This is a genomic window from Dolichospermum lemmermannii CS-548, from assembly GCF_028330815.1.
GTDB lineage: Bacteria > Cyanobacteriota > Cyanobacteriia > Cyanobacteriales > Nostocaceae > Dolichospermum > Dolichospermum lemmermannii.
Genome location: NZ_JAQMTJ010000062.1, coordinates 1 through 17,754, shown reverse-complemented (window position 1 = coordinate 17,754; position 17,754 = coordinate 1). Strand labels below are relative to the sequence as shown.

Below are 17,754 nucleotides of genomic sequence, written 5' to 3'. Positions count from 1 at the left end.
TATTTAACAGAGTTGTAGGCATCCTAAATGCCGCTTTGACTCCCTTTCGCTTTTTCTCTGCGGGTACAGCCATACCCACAACTCCCTGTAATGATTTATCCCACACAGGAGAATCACTAAAACCAAGCTCAATCTGATATCTAGGAACTTTAATGGCTTCTATCTGTATCGAGTGAGTAGCTTGGGCATCAATCAGTTCATCATTAGCCCAGACACCAAGATCATATCCTTGGGGAAAGCCAAAGAGCCGGAAGGTAAGAAGATGGTACTGATTCACTAAAAAATCAGCGCCAACAACTTTACAGTTTTTATTATAAATGCGAGCAAGCGCACTTCTAAAGGTTTGGAAGTAATTTTCAGTTGACATACAATCTATAAATCCTGGTACACTGCGTTTCTCGCCCAGATGGTAAAGCGACTCTCTCCGTAGCAAGAGATGTATCTTCTGATTCCTCAATTTCCACTAGAAATTTACCGCCATTTTCTAGCTCAAATTCAACCAATTGCTTTTCTAGCATATATATAATGTTAAATAGACTATGTATTGTCAAGTATACAATATTGTCTGCTTATTGGAAAAACAAAAACTACCACTAGTGCCGCAGGGCGGAATTAAAAATTAACAATTAAAAATTAAAAAAGCAGATTGTATAAGCTTTTTAGGGATTTTTAATTGGTGCTTTATACTACCACTAACGCACTCTAAGTATTTGCTCCTTGAACTTATGTTGCCAGGTATAATGACAACTCTGAAATAAATTACCTGATATTCCATGACCAACCCTCGTCAAGTTGCCTTTATCGCCCTCAAAGAAGTACACAAAGAAGCTTATGCTGGTGTTGCTTTAGACTATTGTATTTCCACCGTCCCCTTATAGCCATCAATGCGAACTTCCTGACCATCTTGTAGCAGATACGTCGCACCACGCACATCCATAACAGCAGGAATACCGTATTCACGGGCGATAATTGCCCCGTGAGAAAGTTTACCCCCAGCTTCAGCAATTAAACCCCCAGCTTGCACGAGGATAGGGGCCCAACCGGAATCTGTGTAAGGAACTACAAGGATGGTGTTTTTATCAATATCATGGGCTTCTTGCAAAGTTCGGACTACTTTCACCCGTCCTTGAATTTGTCCTTGACTGGCAGGAATACCTAATAAAATGTTGTCAGAGGGATCAATTACCGGGGCAATGGGGTGAGGAGGATTATAACCGTAAACTACGGCGGGAATTTGCGTAATTTGGCTATCTTGGAGAAATTGCGATCGCCTTTTTTCGACTAATGCCAATAAATGATTCCTAAAAGCTACATCTGGATTAATCACTAAATCACGAATTTCATCTAACTGGAGAAAGAAAATATCTCCTAATTGTGTTAATACCCTAGACTCAAGCCAAATCTGTTCCAAAGCCAAAAATGTCCACCGCAATTCAGCTAACAAGCGAGAATAAACTTCCGTTACCCGTCCTTTCAGATCAACTCGTTTTTGGACTAAATTTGCCTGTTCGGGACGGGAATCATCTAAATTTGGCAATTCAGGTGCTTGTAATAACTGGATAAATAATTGTCTAACTATTTGGGGATTTTCTCGCCAAGTGGGAACAGAAATATCTGTACCGACTTCACTTAAATAACCATAATCCTCAATCAATTCGTCAATTTCATCTAAAATTCTTTCCCCTGCGGGCGTTTCTGCCAATTGTGCAAATACTTGTTCTGGTTTAAAATCATAGTTACCAGCTATTAAGATTTGTTTAGCATCCGCAGCCAGAAGACGCATAGCTCTTAATGATGCTACCTCTGGGGTGACACTATTATCAATTTCCTCTGTCTTTGCCCCCAAAACCGCTTGGCGAATAGCTGCACTCAAAGGGGCTAAAATACTGTAGTAAGTTCCCCGATGTAATAAGTTGAGAATTAAATCTATTCTAGTTAATAATTGATCTAGTGATAATTCGGCAATGACGACATTTGATAATTGGGTTAATCCCGGAATGAAAACTTGGCGATAATCCGATTTAAAATCTTTGTCTAAATCAATTTCCCGCTTGAGTAACTTTGTTAGTCCTGGTAAATTAGCTAAAGTGGAATTTAGAGCAGGTTTACTCATACTTGCACCTCTAGTCAGAAATTCCAAACTTTCTGGAGGTAATCCCATTTTCAAAAAGATTTCTCCTAACAAGGAAGCATTAAAATAGGCTCTAGAATAATGCAATGTTGCTGTTGTGGCAAAATCTAAGCGTTTAGCACGATCACCCAAAACTATACTAAAAATTTCTCCCCACACACCACAGGTTAAAGGAGAATTAATAGACCAAGTTAAGGGGTGAATAACTCCCGGAATTACCTCAGCGGCGATTTTCCTTGTCCATAAGGGTAAAAGCGTAGTGATTGGTCTTGCCTGTAATACCCACAGATTTTGACCATCATAACTCCATTCAATGTCTTGGGGAATACCCAAATAACGTCTTTCTAAACGACGGGCTAGGTATGCAACTTGCTTAATTAATGCTTGGGGAACTTTCCCATTGCCTTCAAATTGCAGACAAGACAATTTTTCATCACCAGCAACCACGACTAGATATTGTTCTGGTGTCACTTTTCCCGATACGATTTGCGTAGGACTACCAGATACAGCTTCGATAACTACACCCTCACCCTGTTGAGAAATAGGATCTCGGCTAAAAGCTACGCCAGAGAATACGCTTTGAACTTGTTGCTGAATGAGTACCCCCATTGCCGCATCCTCTGAACTGCTACGACGGCGATATTCGACGGCACTGGGATGATTATAGGAGGCTTGGACTTGAGCGATCGCTTGTCGCAGTTCTGCCTTACTGATCACATTTAAAATTGTTTCATACTGTCCCGCGGCTGATGCCTGTTGTGAGTCTTCCCCAATGGCAGAAGAACGCACTACTAAAGGTGAAAGTTGTGATGGTTGCAGAAAATCAATTAAAGGTGTGGGATCATCATCAGGAGATAATACCCAACCTTTCGGAACTGCATAACCCCAACGTTTAAGTTGCGATAATGTTGCAGATTTAGCTCCTACGACTTCCCCATCTAAGTCATCATCTAAAGTAATAATCTTCTCCTCATTATTTAAATATGCCATCATTGGTTGAGATTCTGGATTTGCTTCCTCAACTGGGAGATTTAAATCATCAGGAATTTGGTTATAAATCCAGTAAATTAATGCCGACAAGGCAAAAGCAGCGATAATTCTGGCTATATCCTGGGAATGGACAATCCCCACAAATAGGGGAAATATGACTAATACCCCTAATTTAATTGTTTCTTTAGAGCGAGTAATCAAAAAGCCAATAGCTGCAAGTAAGCTAACAAAGGCAGCTACCAAAGGATCATGTGCCAGCAATCCCCAAGCGACGTTTGTTGTTCCTGCCCCTTTAGTAGCCACGTATCTACCGATAACCAAGGCAATTAAAGCGATAATTTCGGAGAATGGTTGTGAAGGAAAACAATATTGGGCAATTGTGACAACAGCAACGCCCTTGACGGCTTCAGAGACGACACAGATGCTTCCTGCTAATTTACCACCGTGATAAAATGCCGCTGCAACGCTAATATTTCCTGTCCCCATATTGGCTAATTTTTTACCACTCAGGGCATAAGTAATCCAGGAAATGAGCGGTATTGCCCCTAACAGTGGACAAAAAATTAAAATAATTAAGATCCCAAAAAAATTAATCATTATTTTATAATCTAAAATTTTAGAGCGGAAATTTCTCAGTTTGTTGTTAACAAAAATAGCTATTTACTATATAGGACACTAGAGAGCAATGGTAGTCTTACTTGCTAGTGTCCTGAATTGTTATTCTCGGAATCTATCCTAGTGCATAAGCACCAGTAAGCGCCCATAGAATCAGTCCAGCAATTGATCCTAAAAGTACCACAGTGGAGATGGTAATTAGTTTAGGTGAATCTGCACCTTCAAATTTCATAATTCCGCGATTTAAATCGGACATTGTTTTCTAAGCCTCCTTGATTACAGGGCTAATCTGTCCGTTCTGATTTTAATCCTTCTGTTGCCAGATGGTGTTAAATTCTCATTACGATTTTTTTCAGCTTGGCTACAGCAGGTAATAGCGGATTTATTTTTTAATTGTTTGTGCTGTGACCATGAGAATTAGTGTTTATTTCTTTCTCTATAGAGAAATTGAGAAGTTTCATAAATTAAAATTTGATTTATCTACTTTTTACCGAATTTAATAAACTAAATCATAGCCCCCTCCTCGCAAGCGGGGAGGGGTTTTTTATTGCCGAAAAGATTAATTATCCTTAATCCAAAGTGCTAAACCACCACCACGACCACGGGCAGCAATCAAGTTTTCGGTAATTAGAAAGAAAGCAAAAAAAGGTAATTTAGCTATAGGTTGGTTATCAAAGTTCCCACTTTCAACTTTACCAGAGCGAATTTGTTTATTGACAAACATCCAATTAAATAAACTAATTTGCATTTGGGTAAAATCAAAAGCCAATAAATTCTTTTTTCCTAAATATTTTATTGGTCCTGTGAGTTTCAAGAAAATCCCTCCTAATTGGACCTGATTAGCAATTTCCCCCTTTCCTAAAGTCTGTTCTTCTGTGCTACTAAAACAAAGATGAATTTTCGTAAATTTCGGGACATACCAACCCTTACCTAAAATAATTCCGCCCCGGTTTCTAACTTTTTTAGTCCCAGTAGCAAAACAAAGTCGCCATTTACCACCCAGAGATTCAAAAGGGTAATTTAACTTTTGTAGCTTTGCGGTTTTTTCCGCTTCCAGCAACGCATTTACGATTACTTCAGCCGAGGGAACTTGATTTCCTTCCCGGTACGCAGTAGCAGTATGGGATAAGGAGGTGATAAAGTCAGAAGGGGAATGAGATATTAAATTAGCTGTCATAAAAGCATTATTGATGTAAGTATTGCTATGTTTTTTTATAACCTAACTAAATTCTAACGTTTATTTAATTAGCTTCTTAATTAGAGTATAATGAATATACGATTTTTAGCTAATAATTTTAGTCGCTAGAAACTCAAGTAATTGTTTGTGGTTTGGGAAGTGTAATAACTCACCTGTAGATATAAAGAGGTGGAATAATGGACACTAGAAAACTCCTGAAGTCATATAAATCAGGAGAAAGGAATTTCTCTGGCATAAATCTGCACCAAGCTAAGTTAAATCATGTTGATTTGAGAGGAATAAATTTAGAAGCAGCAGATTTAAGCGGTGCTGATCTTAGTATGGCAAATTTAAGCGATTGTAATCTTAGTAGAGCAAATTTAACTAATGCTGATTTAAGTAGAGCAAATTTAGAAAATGCAAACTTAAGTGAAGTCAACTTAATTGGTGCTGATTTAACCAGAGTCAGCCTCAAAAAAACTAACCTGAGTCGTGCTGATTTGCGAACTGCAAATTTAACTTCAGCAAACTTGGTAGGTGCAAACCTTAGTCAAGCAGAAATGAGTGGTGCTGACTTGACCGGTGCAAATCTCCATAAAGCCAATTTAATTGATAGTAATATCAATGAAGCCGAATTAATGGGCGTTGATTTAACAACAACTATCATAACTGAACTTGAGATAACTGGAGAAATTTTGCATATAGGTTTATCCCATAAATGGATAACTTGGGCTGGTAGTTATTGATATTTTGACAACCTGGCAAAATCAATATAACACCAATTTGAAAAAAGCATGAAATAAATAGATTAACATAGGCGGGGTTACTCGCCTTTTATGTGATCATAATTTGTATTATTTGAGATTTTTGATTTATTTAAATAACACTTCAATTTTTGTCTTACCTTCTTCCTATCTCCTTTCTGCCTCCGCGCCTCTGCGTGAGATCTAAAAATGTGATTCATTTATCTAAAAATGCCTGTAAAAAGCTGACAAGAATTTTTAATAAGTAAAATGTCCGCGAGGGCGGACATTATTAGGGCTTCTGTCACTTTTATTGGCTACAATCATGTCTGGAACATGATGTTTTTATTGTTGATGATCAGAATAAAAAAATCAAGTCTTTTTCCGATATAAACTAGACATAATTAAGTGGATTATATCTTAGAGGAGTCAGGAGTCAGGAGTCAGGAGTCAGGAGAAAGAAAGAAGAAGGAAGGAGAAGGAAGGAGAAAGAAGGAGAAAGGAAAAAGGACAAAAGAGAAAGAAAGAAGAAGGAAGGAGAAAGGAGAAAGGACAAAAGAGAAAGAAAGAAGAAGGAAGGAGAAAGGAGAAAGGACAAAAGAGAAAGAAGAAGGATATTATTATTCATATAAAAAACATCATTCCTGAGAATTATATCGGCGGGAAGTATAAACCCAAATATGATTATCCTGCTGAATTTGTCGCGTGTGGGAAGAACCGATAATAATGACAGTTCGCATATCTGCTAATGCTGGTTCTAACTCTTCCAGGGTAATTACCTTAACTTCTTCTCCCTTCCTCCCTAGATTTCGTCCTAAGACGACTGGGGTATGAGGTTTGCGGTGTTCCATTAAAATCTTTTTCGCGGCTGCTAGTTGCCAAGTGCGTTCTTTTGATACAGGATTATAAAAAGCAATCACAAAATCACTTATAGCCGCAGCGGTAATGCGTTGAGCGATAATTTCCCAAGGTTTTAAAATGTCAGAGAGAGAAATCACACAAAAATCATGCCCCAAAGGCGCACCAATCCTGGCTGCTGCGGCTTGCATAGCAGAAATACCAGGAGCGACTTGAATATCAATTGTTTGCCATTCTGGTTTATGATATTGCTCTAAAACCTCAAAAACAGCCGCCGCCATTGCGTAAATACCGGGGTCGCCAGAAGATACAACTACTACATATTTTCCCTCTGCGGCTAACTCTAAGGCCTGATATGCCCTTTCTGCTTCTACTCGATTATCTGATTCATGGACGCGCTTACCATCGGCAAGATGTCCAATTAAATTAATATAGGTTTTATAACCAACTAAATCCGTTGCTGCTGCTAGAATTTCTTTTACTTGCGGTGACATCCATTGAGATGCACCTGGACCTATACCAATAATAGCTAATTTTCCCTGGGGTTGTCCTGTGGTGGGGTTAATAATTTTAGTTGATATGGCGATCGCTATCTTGGCAGGATGATACACTAAACAATTACAGCTAGGATTGCCCAAATTTTCGGTAACTTGAATAATTAACTCACCATTTTCATCAATAGGTAAATTACTCTCACTCAACCAAGGTGCTGTTCCCTCTAACCTAACTTTTCCCCCCGCTAATAAATCAGCAATAAATTTTTTCCCATGTTCTGGGTTAGCTAAATGATATCCAGAGGGAGGAGACAACAAAGCAGTATGAAAGCGGATATCTCCTGTGGTGGTAATTGCTGGTTTTATATTAAGTGCTTCCCCGACTTGACGCGCTAAATCATTAACACCATTTAAACCACCCAAAAGTGGAACTACAGCACTACCATTTTCCGCTACAGCTAAAACTGGCGGTTCTTGTCCTTTGTCAGTCAATAAAGGTGCAATTGTTCTAATAAGAATACCAGCCGCACAAATACCAATTATGGGTGTACCAGCGGCGAATAATTCTCGCACAGTTTCGCCAAAATTGCTAAAGCTAATATCAACATCATGAGTACGATTAACTAAACCATATAGTTTCGCACCGGGGAAGACATTGGTAATTTTTCGCCCCACCATAACGCTATTCTGACTCAAAACCACAACCCCAGGGGATACCCTTGTATTCATAGAAAATCCTAATCCTGTAAACCCTTAAACCTTTGCGCCTTTGCTTCTTTGTACCTTTGCGCGAAACATAATTTGTGACAACTACAACTTACTTTTAGTAGGAATCACAATCATAGAAAAATAAGGTACATCTTCTGGATTAACTTCATCAAGGGGCAATATCCGCTGTTGTGTGCTTGTAGCCCGTTCAATGTATCTAGCCCGTGAAGCTAGTCCTAATTCATGGAGAAGATTCCTAATTTTCGGAAAATGACGACCAAGTTTCATAATCGCCGCAGCATCAGTAGATAAAAGCTGATTAGTGAGAACTTCTACTGGTAATGGTGCAGGTAAAACCGTCAGGACATCATTGTAATAGGTGAATGGTAAACCCAAAGCCACCGGACAGGCCATAAGTGAGGAAACTCCGGGGACGACTTCCGTTTTGTACTTATCAGCTAACCTAGTAAAAAGGTACATAAATGAACCGTAGAAAAACGGATCACCTTCACAGATAACCACCACATCCCGACCTGCTGCTAAATGGTCAGCAATGGGTTGAGTTTCTTGGTCATAGATAGATTTAGCCTTTTCTGGTTCTAAGGCGCGAGGCAGATGAAATGCTACCTCAATCTGACTATTATCCAAGTATGAAGAAACGATTTTTCTGGCAATACTTTCTTTATCTGTAGCTGATTGATAAGCGATAACTGGGGCAGAACGGAGGAGACGCAAGGCTTTTAAGGTGATGAGTTCAGGGTCTCCAGGTCCCACACCAATTCCATAAAGACGACCTCCAGAGTTAGTCATTACTCTTCCTCACTTGCTAAAGCGTTAACAGCAGCCGCAGCGATCGCACTTCCGCCCCGTCTACCATGTAAAGTCATAAATGGGACATTGCGACTATCTGCGGCCAATGCGACTTTTGACTCGACTGCACCCACGAAACCAACAGGAAAGCCCAAGATTAACGCCGGTCTGGGGATACCTTCGTCCAGCATTTCCAATAGCCTAAATAGGGCTGTGGGGGCATTCCCAATCACCACAATTGCCCCTTCTATATGGAAACGCCAAAATTCTAAAGCCGCTGCTGACCTGGTATTTCTTAATCTTTTGGCTAATTGTGGCACTTCAGGATCATTCAGGGTACAGAGAACTTTATTATTTTTGGGTAATCTTTTTCTGGTAACACCTTCCGCTACCATGTAAGAATCACACAAAATCAGTGAACCGCCAATTAGGGCTTTTTTTCCGGCTTCTACCGCTGTAGATGAATATTCTAAGTCATTGACAATATCCGTCATTCCACAGGCGTGAATCATGCGAACAGCAACTTTCGCTACATCTTCAGGAAATCTTTCCAGGTTGGACTCTGACCGAATAATTGCAAAGGAATTACGATATATTTCGTTACCATCACGGATGTAATCAAACATGAGATTTTTAGGTTGTAAACGTTAAATTGGACTGTGATTTTTGTGATTTATTTGATTAAGATGATTAGATAAGTACCTGTGCAATATTAATTTCCTATTTTTTTATTCTGTATCCTTGATTGGATAAAGCATACAGACAAATGAAATGTGAAATATATTTGGCATTAATACTTAAATAATTGATTTAATTGGTGGCTGTGACGCTGAATAAATTGTCCAAAGGTTTCTTGTAAATTTAGACGTTGTTTTTGATACACTGCCAACATTTCTGGAATCAAAATCGGAATTTTCGCTATAGTCACATATTCATAAAGTAAATGACCCAAAACATAAACTTGATAGCCAGGGGTTTCTGTGGTAATACCAAGTAAAGTAATATCAGCTTGTGTGTGTTGAGCGCAAGATTTGCTACAACCACTAAAGTGGATATTGACTGAAGAATCTAGAATCATCAGACTGTCCAGGTATTTTACCAAATTTAAGGCATCATCTTTAGTTTCTGTGGCCGCAGCAGCACAACCCCGTTTCCCGGAACAAGCTACTAAAAAACTTTTGATGTCGGTTGGTGATGAGTTTAAACCTAAATTGGTAATTTCTTGCTCAACTTCGCTAATTTGGTTTTGGGGAATATCGGTTAATAGTAAGTTTTGCCAAGGTGTTAACCTGATATTATCATCACCATACCTTTTGGCAATATTTGCTAAACCTCTAATTTGCCCAGTTTCTAATCTTCCCAATGGTAAGACTATCCCAATATAATATAATCCGGTTTGGCGTTGAGAATGAATGCCAATATGAGTTTTTTCTCGCAGAGGCGCGGAGGCACGGAGAGGAGTTTTTATAATTTTCAGTATACCTGGGTTGAGGTTTTCTTGGACTTGGTGAAGATATTCTTTAACTGTGATGTTATTGATTATTTCTCGTAACCGTAATTTGCGACGGTTTTTAGTGTCTATGTGTTTGAGGTAAGTTTCTGCTAATGCTTCTAAAACTGTTATTGCCTTTTCTGGTTTGAATACAATTCCTGTGTCTTTTGCTGGTTCTCCTTTTTCTCCATAGCTGAGATATAACCGCAAATATACATTGCTGTTATTTAATTCTGCTGCCAATATAATATCATTGGGTTGATATCTTACGGAAACTTTGCCTCCACTATCGAAGCAAACGCTAAATTTTGCAGATAATTCACCAAGCTGAGAATGTGCGGTAATATATTCTTCCCAATCTTTCACTAAGGGACGAGTATCTATTAATTCTTCTGTATCAATACCCGCTGTGGGATTGGTCATGATGTTGCGGACATGATCTATCTTGGCATTGGTAGAAGCTAAACCTAATGCTTGGAATTTTTTTAGAACTTCAATATTTATGCTTTGTTGAATTTCTCTAATTTGAATATTAGCGCGATTAGTGATATCAATATAGCCACTACCATGATTATCAGCAATATCTGCAATAGTCTGAAATTGTTGATAATTGATGATTCCCCCTGGTATTCTTAGCCGATAAAGAAGACCGTCTTGGGCTGGTGTGCTGTAAAATAATCCTGGACAAGCGGTAAATGGAATTTGCAAAATTATAACTCCTTCTCTGTGTGACGCAGAGACAGAATGGAAGTGAACACTTGAGAGTTAGCATTCTGACTTACTCAATGTGAGATTTTTAATTAAACTTCAATCGTCTCAAATTGCTTTACAGTTGCGGCACAGTCTCGGAATCGAACCGAAGTTTCCTAACTCTCAGATATAGTAGTCTACCATGAGATGGTATTTTTGGCTATTGTCAATCAATTTTGTTTCGCGCAAAGTCGCAAAGGAGCAAAGACGCAAAGGTAAGAGTTTAAACCCACATTTCGCAAATTCTTGATATCTTTAGGAATGTGGATTAATTTTATTACTCCCGTTATTTCATCATAAACAATGAATTTGACAGGATATTTTTGTAGAACTTTCTGGAGCAAAATTTCTCCAAATATTGATAAATACACGAAATATTCAGTAATTTAAAAAATATTGTCTACTTTATATGATATTTATATAGAAGAGTTAAATTCATTTTAATGACAGAAACTCCTAAAATTGTCACATTTAGGAGGCTGTCTTAGAAGATAAAATTAATTTCTTTACGCCAGGGTCGTAACTCGGTCAAACGAGACATAGGACGGTTTGAAGTTCACACTATCAAACATAACAAAAATTATAATATTTGTCAATGCCTGAACCTAAACTAACAGAGGATGACCTAAAAGATATTGTACTGGCTTTTTCAGAAGCTCGCATGAAACCATATCTCAATGCTACCAACAATTATAGCGATGCGATCAGAATATATGAAATCAATACTAAACTTTGTGAGGCACTGTAAGGTAATAAAAGCGATATTCCAGCAAAACAAACAACCTCACGAATTATGCAAAAATGGTTATCAATTATCGGTATTGGTGAAGATGGTTTAGCAGGGTTAAGTCCCATAGCTCTTTCTTTTTTGAATAAAGCTCAAATTATCTTTGGAGGGGAACGTCATCTTTCTATGTTACCACCTGACGACAACCGGGAAAAAATTCCCTGGAAATCACCTTTTCAAACTTCCATAACTGAAATTATTAGTCGTCGTGGTCAAGCAGTTTGTATTTTAGCTAGTGGCGACCCTCTATGTTATGGTGTGGGTGCAACTATTCTTAAAGATATTAATATTTCTGAAATTACAATTATTCCCGCACCTTCGGCTTTTAGTCTGGCTTGTTCTCGATTAGGATGGTCATTAACAGACGTGGAAACTTTAAGTTTATGTGGTCGTCCGGTTTCTTTACTGCAATCTTATATTTATCCCGGTGCAAAATTATTAATTTTAAGTGAGGGAAAAAATACTCCTGCTCATGTGGCAGAAATTTTAATAAATCGCGGTTATGGTAATAGTCAAATTACCGTTTTAGAAAAAATGGATAATATTGAAGAAACCATCATAACAGATATCGCTACTAACTGGCAAGGAAAAAATATTGCGGCTTTAAATACTATTGCGGTGGAATGTATTGCTGATAGGGGAATTGTGGGTTTATCGAGGTTTCCCGGTTTACCTGACAATGCTTTTCATCATGATGGACAATTGACGAAAAGGGAAGTCCGCGCGGTGACATTATCGAGTTTAGCACCCTTACCGGGGGAATTGCTGTGGGATGTGGGGGCTGGTTGTGGCTCTATTTCTATAGAATGGTTGCGAATTGATAGAAGATGTCGTGCGATCGCTATTGAACAAAATTCCACTAGACTAAATTATATTGCTGATAATGCGGCTGCTTTGGGAACACCAAATTTACAAATTATGGCAGGTAAAGCGTTAGAAGTTATCCCAAATTTACCAGCACCAAACGCAATTTTTATTGGTGGTGGTGTGACAGCATCAGAAATATTAGAAAATTGCTGGAATGTCTTGCTTCCTGGAGGTAGAATGGTGGTTAATGTTGTCACTTTGGCAGGTGAACAAAGATTATATCAATGGTATGAAAAAGTGGGAGGAAACTTTACCCGCATTGCTATTCAACGCGCAGAACCGATTGGAAAGTTTTTAGGTTGGAAAGCAATGTCTCCTGTGACTCAATGGGTAGGAGTTAAAAATTGACCGAAAAGACGAGACACAAGCCCCGTCCTTCCAGGACAGCTTTATGTTAAAATTTGGTCATAGTCGCCATAGGGCATTGGGAGACTTTAAACGGACATGGAGGGACGATAAGACCACTTGTGGCGGGTTCTGGCGAAGTGTCAAGTGTTTCCCCGCACCTTCAGGTTGGTGAGTATGTCAAAATTAGAGATCTAGACAAAAGTACAAACAAAACTAGTAGTTTGTCAAGATAAAAATGATGGACTGTAGTGTGAGCGTCTCGCTCACGCGGGCAAGATGCCTGCACCACCTGTAGTCTCGCTTACGCGGGCAAGATGCCCGCACTACCAAAAACCCGTCAAAATAAATTTGACAGACTACTAGATAGAAGTAATAACGCATTTCCCCAATCAGTCTTTGTTGGTAAGTGTCTATATTCAGCTAGATAAAGATGTTGTTGGTATTTTACTCCACTTTAACCAACTTTTGTGATTTTTTCGTGCAATTATTCTTCAAGTCAGATATCATGAATTTTCTACCGCTACGTGCAAAAAGTGGATTATAAAGAATTATCTGATGTTCTCAACAACAGTGCTAGGCTTGACTGTATTCGGGACAATGGCACGATAAAATTCTATAACGATAAATTGCGATAAAGGTCTAAATGGCAGAAACACTATTTTTCAACGCCCTGCGGGAAGCTATTGACGAAGAAATGTCCCGCGATTCTAGCGTATTCATTCTGGGTGAAGACGTAGGACACTACGGCGGTTCTTATAAAGTTACTAAAGACTTACACCAAAAATATGGTGATTTGCGAGTTTTAGATACCCCCATTGCGGAAAATAGCTTTACTGGGATAGCTGTAGGGGCGGCTATGACTGGATTAAGACCGATTATTGAAGGCATGAATATGGGCTTTCTGCTCCTGGCCTTCAACCAAATTTCTAATAATGCGGGGATGTTACGTTACACTTCCGGTGGTAACTTTAAAATCCCGATGGTGATTCGTGGGCCTGGGGGTGTGGGTAGACAGCTTGGTGCGGAACATTCCCAACGTCTCGAAGCTTATTTCCAAGCTGTTCCCGGTTTAAAAATTGTGGCTTGTTCCACACCTTATAACGCTAAAGGATTACTGAAAGCAGCTATCCGCGATGATAACCCGGTGTTATTTTTTGAACACGTTTTACTTTATAACTTAAAAGAAGACCTGCCAGAAACAGAATATGTGCTACCGCTAGATAAAGCTGAAGTTGTTCGTCAAGGTAAGGATGTGACAATTCTCACTTATTCGCGGATGCGGTATCATGTGCTGCAAGCTGTGAAAGTTTTGGAAAAACAAGGCTATGATCCAGAAGTTATTGACTTAATTTCCTTGAAACCTCTTGATTTTGAGACTATTGGCGCATCAATTCGCAAGACTCACCGGGTGATTGTTGTGGAAGAGTGCATGAGAACTGGGGGTATTGGTGCAGAATTAGTTGCTTCTATTAATGACCGCTTATTTGATGAATTAGATGCACCTGTGTTGCGGCTTTCTTCTCAAGATATCCCCACACCTTACAATGGTAATCTTGAGCGTCTAACTATTATCCAACCAGAGCAAATCGTCGAAGCAGTCCAGAAAATGGTGGCTTTGCGAGTTTAGGAAGTTGTCAGTTGTTCGTTGTCAGTAGGGGCGAAGCATTTGGAAGATAAATTATCGATCATTGCAAAAAATAGTTCTCCAAATGCTTCGCCCGTACAGTTGTCAGTTACTGTGAACCAATGACCAGTGACCAATGACCAATGACCAATGACCAGTGACCAATGACCAATGACCAATGACTACTGACCAAATTTATCCTCACAACTGACAAAAAGAACGTTATTATAACCTTTGTCAGTTGTGAGTGATGGTATGCAAAAACAGCGATCGCTATTAGCGTTAATTATAGTTTTGGTCATCGCCGCTATTACGGTGATTGTGACAATTCCTGTCCCCTTGGGACTAGACTTACGAGGTGGGTCACAGCTTACAATTCAGGTGAAACCAACGGCGGAAATTCCCCAAATCACCGAAAGAGAATTGGAAGCTGTAAAAAAAGTAGTCGAAGGGCGGATTAATGGTCTTGGTGTTTCTGAGCCATTAATTCAAACTATCGGTACAGATAAGATTTCCGTACAACTACCTGGTGTCAATGATCCAGAACAAGCAGAACGGGTATTAGGCGGTACAGCGCAGTTAGAGTTCCGTGTCCAAAAACCGAATACAGAAACTCAACTTTTTGCTCTTCAGGTAACAAAAAATGACCTGAAAACCAAGCGCGAAGACTTGAAAAAGAGTAAAGATCAAGCAGCAATTGATCAAAATAAGCAAGAGTTTGATCAAAGTAATCAAGCAGTTGCGGAATTGTTTGAAAGTACCAATCCACCATTAACTGGTAAATATCTCCAGGATGCCTACGGTCAGCCCACTCAAGGCAATAACTGGGATGTGGCTATCCGTTTTGATCAAAAGGGTGGTGAACTCTTTGCTGGACTCACAAAAGACCTCGCTGGCACTGGTCGTGGGATCGGTATTTTCCTTGATAATGAACTGATCAGTTCACCTAGTGTAGGTGTAGAATTTGCTGCTACTGGGATTACTGGCGGTTCTGCGGTAATTACAGGTCGTTTTCAAGCCCAAGAAGCCAATGATTTAGGCGTACAATTACGCGGTGGTGCATTACCTGTTCCTGTGGAAATTGCGGAAAGAAGAACGGTAGGGGCTACTTTAGGAAAAGATAGTATTCAAAGAAGTATCTACGCTGGTATTGGTGGTCTGATTTTAGTATTAATATTTATGGTGTGGTACTATCGCCTACCGGGAATGATAGCCAATGTTTCACTAATAATTTACTCCATACTGACTTGGGCTACCTTTTGTTTACTGAGTGTCACCCTCACTTTACCAGGAATTGCGGGTTTTATTCTCAGTATCGGTATGGCAGTTGATGCTAACGTTTTGATTTTTGAACGCACCAGGGAAGAACTACAATCAGGTAAATCTTTGTATCGTTCTGTAGAATCCGGTTTTTACCGCGCCTTTTCTAGCATTTTAGATAGTAACGTTACTACCTGGATTGCTTGTGCTGCATTATTTTGGTTAGGTTCAGGACTAGTCAAAGGCTTTGCTCTGACCTTAGCTTTAGGCGTAGGGGTGAGTATGTTTACCGCAATTACTTGTAGTCGCACATTGATGTTTTTAGTTATTTCCATTCCCTCTTTGCGGAAAACAGAATTTTATGCTCCTAATGTGCCAGTAACAAATAAGACAGGAGTGGCACGATGAGATTAGATATTAACAAAGCCAGGGTTACTTGGTGGAGTATTTCCGCTGTGATTATCCTGGTGGGTATCATCTCTATGGTGATATCCACACTCAATCCCAGTATCAAAGCACCTCTGCGTCCCAGTTTGGACTTTATTGGGGGAACAAGGTTGCAATTTGTCCGGGACTGTGGCCAACCTGGTAACTGTGACCAGCCAATAGATATTAATCTGGTGCGAGAAGTCGCCAAATCCCAGGGACTTGGAGATAGTAGTATTCAATTAATATCAGAAAATGGCCAAGAAAATGGCATTACTATTCGCACAAAAAACCTGGAAACAGAACAGCGGACAAAGTTGCAAACTGCCTTAACTGAAAAAATCGGCGTTTTCGACCCGCAAAAAAACCAAATTGACTCCGTTGGTGCAACTTTAGGAAAGGAATTATTTACTTCGGGAATCTTAGCTTTAATAGTTTCCTTTGTCGGGATAACTGTTTATATGGCTTTCCGGTTTCAGTTGGACTATGCCTTATTAGCTATTGTGGCATTGTTTCACGATATTCTCGTCACAACTGGAGTTTTCTCAATTTTAGGCTTAGTTTTCGGTGTTGAGGTAGATAGTCTTTTCATTGTTGCTTTGTTAACTATCACAGGGTTTTCAGTCAATGATACTGTGGTAATTTATGACCGCATTCGGGAAACTATTAAACTTCATCCTGAACAACCAATTGCTGAGGTTGTTGATGATGCTGTTAACCAAACTTTATCTCGGTCAATCAACACGACTTTAACCACCTTACTGACATTAACTGCTATTTTCCTATTTGGTGGAGAAACGCTCCATTATTTCTCTCTAGCTTTAATTGTCGGCTTTATAATGGGGGCTTATTCTAGTATATTCATTGCCAGTACACTCTTAATCTGGTGGCGAGAACGCAGTCAAAATTACCAAGTTGAAACCCCTGTGACTTCTCCAGAAAGTTAAATTCAGTCATGGAAAATACCTCGTTCCTAGCCTCTGGCTGGGAATGCCTAATTTGAGGCTGGAGCCTCCTTGTCACTAGCGGCAGAGCCGCAATAATAAACATTCCCAGTCGGAGACTGGGAACGAGATTTTAGAGTTTTTTGTAGGTGCAAGCTATACTCTTCCTATGGATAAACCCGAAGAACCACAAATTGAGGTAGAAGAATTGGGAGTAGATTCTGCTTTTACTCAACAAATCCAAAAGCTACATCAGCTTACAGTATACGGCAGATGGTTATTTGCCGGCTGTTTGTGGCTAATGATAGCCCCTGTTTGCCTGTGGGATTTACGGGTGGAAATTTCCTTGTTACAACAATATTTTACTTGGGTAGGATTACGGTATGCACTAATTTTTCATCCTCTATCTGCCCTGGGTTTAAGTTTTTGCATAAGTGTGACAACTTCTGTTTTAGTTTGGCAAAGTCGCAATATTCTGTGGGGATTACCATTGGCAGAACAGGAAAAATTAAAAAAGCAAGTTTATCGTATTCGTCAACAAGGATCTTCTCACCCTCTATGGAAGTGGGTTTGTCAATGAACAGGGAAGATTGACACTCTGCGGTCTAAAGACACGCAGATTCTTTAAGACTTGCTTAAAAAGGATAGTCAATTATCCTCCTAGACGCTCAAGGCAACTACCAGTACGACAGGTATTGCAATTGCGCTTACTTTTGATTTTTTTTTGCTG

The 17,754-nt window shown here is 39.5% G+C and carries 15 protein-coding genes and 1 pseudogene; 7 read left to right on the top strand and 9 right to left on the bottom strand.

From position 1 onward, the window contains the following. The 5 genes and pseudogenes from PN450_RS03375 to PN450_RS03355 all read right to left on the bottom strand — a co-directional run. Nucleotides 1-367, bottom strand: a pseudogene (locus PN450_RS03375) (hypothetical protein); the annotation flags it as partial. After that, nucleotides 357-518 carry a hypothetical protein gene (locus PN450_RS03370; RefSeq protein WP_168633488.1) on the bottom strand — a complete coding sequence of 54 codons (162 nt, stop codon included), beginning with the start codon at nt 516-518 and terminating at the stop codon, nt 357-359. The gene PN450_RS03370 and the pseudogene PN450_RS03375, both read right to left, overlap by 11 nt. 332 nt (nt 519-850) lie before the next feature. After that, complete coding sequence (locus PN450_RS03365) at nt 851-3,718, bottom strand: glycerol-3-phosphate acyltransferase (RefSeq protein ID WP_271835428.1); 2,868 nt, start codon at nt 3,716-3,718, stop codon at nt 851-853. 133 nt (nt 3,719-3,851) lie between these two features. Beyond that, nucleotides 3,852-3,992, bottom strand: a complete 141-nt coding sequence (locus PN450_RS03360; protein ID WP_015083525.1) for a hypothetical protein — start codon at nt 3,990-3,992, stop codon at nt 3,852-3,854. A 303-nt stretch (nt 3,993-4,295) separates the two neighbouring features. Next, on the bottom strand, nt 4,296-4,913 hold the full coding sequence (locus PN450_RS03355) for a hypothetical protein (protein WP_213718631.1): 618 nt from the start codon (nt 4,911-4,913) through the stop codon (nt 4,296-4,298). Nucleotides 4,914-5,110: 197 nt separating this feature from the next. Here PN450_RS03355 and PN450_RS03350 point away from each other — a divergent pair, with 197 nt between their 5' ends. Continuing rightward, entirely contained in the window at nt 5,111-5,659 is a 549-nt protein-coding gene (locus tag PN450_RS03350; RefSeq protein WP_148765621.1) for a pentapeptide repeat-containing protein, read from the top strand. Between the two features lie 405 nt (nt 5,660-6,064). Next, the gene (locus tag PN450_RS03345; protein WP_271835427.1) at nt 6,065-6,304 is read left to right on the top strand and encodes a hypothetical protein; all 240 of its coding nucleotides are present in this window, start codon (nt 6,065-6,067) and stop codon (nt 6,302-6,304) included. On the opposite strand, the gene cobJ is transcribed toward PN450_RS03345, so the two are convergent. The 4 genes from cobJ to cobG all read right to left on the bottom strand — a co-directional run bounded on the left by cobJ (nt 6,295) and on the right by cobG (nt 10,726). Further along, nucleotides 6,295-7,737 carry a precorrin-3B C(17)-methyltransferase gene (cobJ, locus tag PN450_RS03340; RefSeq protein ID WP_271835426.1) on the bottom strand — a complete coding sequence of 481 codons (1,443 nt, stop codon included), beginning with the start codon at nt 7,735-7,737 and terminating at the stop codon, nt 6,295-6,297. The two genes, PN450_RS03345 and cobJ, sit on opposite strands and share 10 nt — an antisense overlap. 81 nt (nt 7,738-7,818) lie before the next feature. Beyond that, a complete protein-coding gene (locus PN450_RS03335; protein WP_015083530.1) occupies nt 7,819-8,526 on the bottom strand; it encodes a precorrin-2 C(20)-methyltransferase in 708 nt (235 codons plus the stop codon). Then, the gene (locus tag PN450_RS03330) at nt 8,526-9,152 is read right to left on the bottom strand and encodes a precorrin-8X methylmutase (RefSeq protein ID WP_015083531.1); all 627 of its coding nucleotides are present in this window, start codon (nt 9,150-9,152) and stop codon (nt 8,526-8,528) included. Before PN450_RS03330 ends, PN450_RS03335 begins: the two co-directional genes overlap by 1 nt. Nucleotides 9,153-9,316: 164 nt before the next feature. After that, entirely contained in the window at nt 9,317-10,726 is a 1,410-nt protein-coding gene (gene cobG / locus PN450_RS03325) for a precorrin-3B synthase (RefSeq protein ID WP_271835425.1), read from the bottom strand. Between the two features lie 835 nt (nt 10,727-11,561). Between cobG and cbiE the strand changes: the two genes are divergently transcribed. From cbiE to PN450_RS03300, 5 genes are all read left to right on the top strand, one after another. Continuing rightward, on the top strand, nt 11,562-12,770 hold the full coding sequence (gene cbiE / locus PN450_RS03320; RefSeq protein WP_271835424.1) for a precorrin-6y C5,15-methyltransferase (decarboxylating) subunit CbiE: 1,209 nt from the start codon (nt 11,562-11,564) through the stop codon (nt 12,768-12,770). Nucleotides 12,771-13,413: 643 nt separating this feature from the next. Then, nucleotides 13,414-14,397 carry an alpha-ketoacid dehydrogenase subunit beta gene (locus PN450_RS03315; protein WP_148765632.1) on the top strand — a complete coding sequence of 328 codons (984 nt, stop codon included), beginning with the start codon at nt 13,414-13,416 and terminating at the stop codon, nt 14,395-14,397. Nucleotides 14,398-14,649: 252 nt separating this feature from the next. Beyond that, nucleotides 14,650-16,062 carry a protein translocase subunit SecD gene (secD, locus tag PN450_RS03310; protein ID WP_148767140.1) on the top strand — a complete coding sequence of 471 codons (1,413 nt, stop codon included), beginning with the start codon at nt 14,650-14,652 and terminating at the stop codon, nt 16,060-16,062. Further along, nucleotides 16,059-17,027, top strand: coding sequence for a protein translocase subunit SecF (secF, locus tag PN450_RS03305; RefSeq protein WP_271835423.1), 969 nt, complete (start codon nt 16,059-16,061; stop codon nt 17,025-17,027). Before secD ends, secF begins: the two co-directional genes overlap by 4 nt. Nucleotides 17,028-17,193: 166 nt before the next feature. Then, nucleotides 17,194-17,604 (top strand): hypothetical protein, encoded by a 411-nt coding sequence (locus PN450_RS03300; RefSeq protein ID WP_271835422.1) that lies wholly within the window; start codon nt 17,194-17,196, stop codon nt 17,602-17,604. Nucleotides 17,605-17,754: the final 150 nt, after the last annotated feature.

Bases quoted from the DNA above. Each gene is read 5' to 3' on its own strand.
- PN450_RS03370 (WP_168633488.1), bottom strand. From the start codon at position 518: ATGCTAGAAAAGCAATTGGTTGAATTTGAGCTAGAAAATGGCGGTAAA.
- PN450_RS03365 (WP_271835428.1), bottom strand. From the start codon at position 3,718: ATGATTAATTTTTTTGGGATCTTAATTATTTTAATTTTTTGTCCACTG.
- PN450_RS03360 (WP_015083525.1), bottom strand. From the start codon at position 3,992: ATGTCCGATTTAAATCGCGGAATTATGAAATTTGAAGGTGCAGATTCA.
- PN450_RS03355 (WP_213718631.1), bottom strand. From the start codon at position 4,913: ATGACAGCTAATTTAATATCTCATTCCCCTTCTGACTTTATCACCTCC.
- PN450_RS03350 (WP_148765621.1), top strand. From the start codon at position 5,111: ATGGACACTAGAAAACTCCTGAAGTCATATAAATCAGGAGAAAGGAAT.
- cobJ (WP_271835426.1), bottom strand. From the start codon at position 7,737: ATGAATACAAGGGTATCCCCTGGGGTTGTGGTTTTGAGTCAGAATAGC.
- PN450_RS03335 (WP_015083530.1), bottom strand. From the start codon at position 8,526: ATGACTAACTCTGGAGGTCGTCTTTATGGAATTGGTGTGGGACCTGGA.
- PN450_RS03330 (WP_015083531.1), bottom strand. From the start codon at position 9,152: ATGTTTGATTACATCCGTGATGGTAACGAAATATATCGTAATTCCTTT.
- cbiE (WP_271835424.1), top strand. From the start codon at position 11,562: ATGCAAAAATGGTTATCAATTATCGGTATTGGTGAAGATGGTTTAGCA.
- PN450_RS03315 (WP_148765632.1), top strand. From the start codon at position 13,414: ATGGCAGAAACACTATTTTTCAACGCCCTGCGGGAAGCTATTGACGAA.
- secD (WP_148767140.1), top strand. From the start codon at position 14,650: ATGCAAAAACAGCGATCGCTATTAGCGTTAATTATAGTTTTGGTCATC.
- secF (WP_271835423.1), top strand. From the start codon at position 16,059: ATGAGATTAGATATTAACAAAGCCAGGGTTACTTGGTGGAGTATTTCC.
- PN450_RS03300 (WP_271835422.1), top strand. From the start codon at position 17,194: ATGGATAAACCCGAAGAACCACAAATTGAGGTAGAAGAATTGGGAGTA.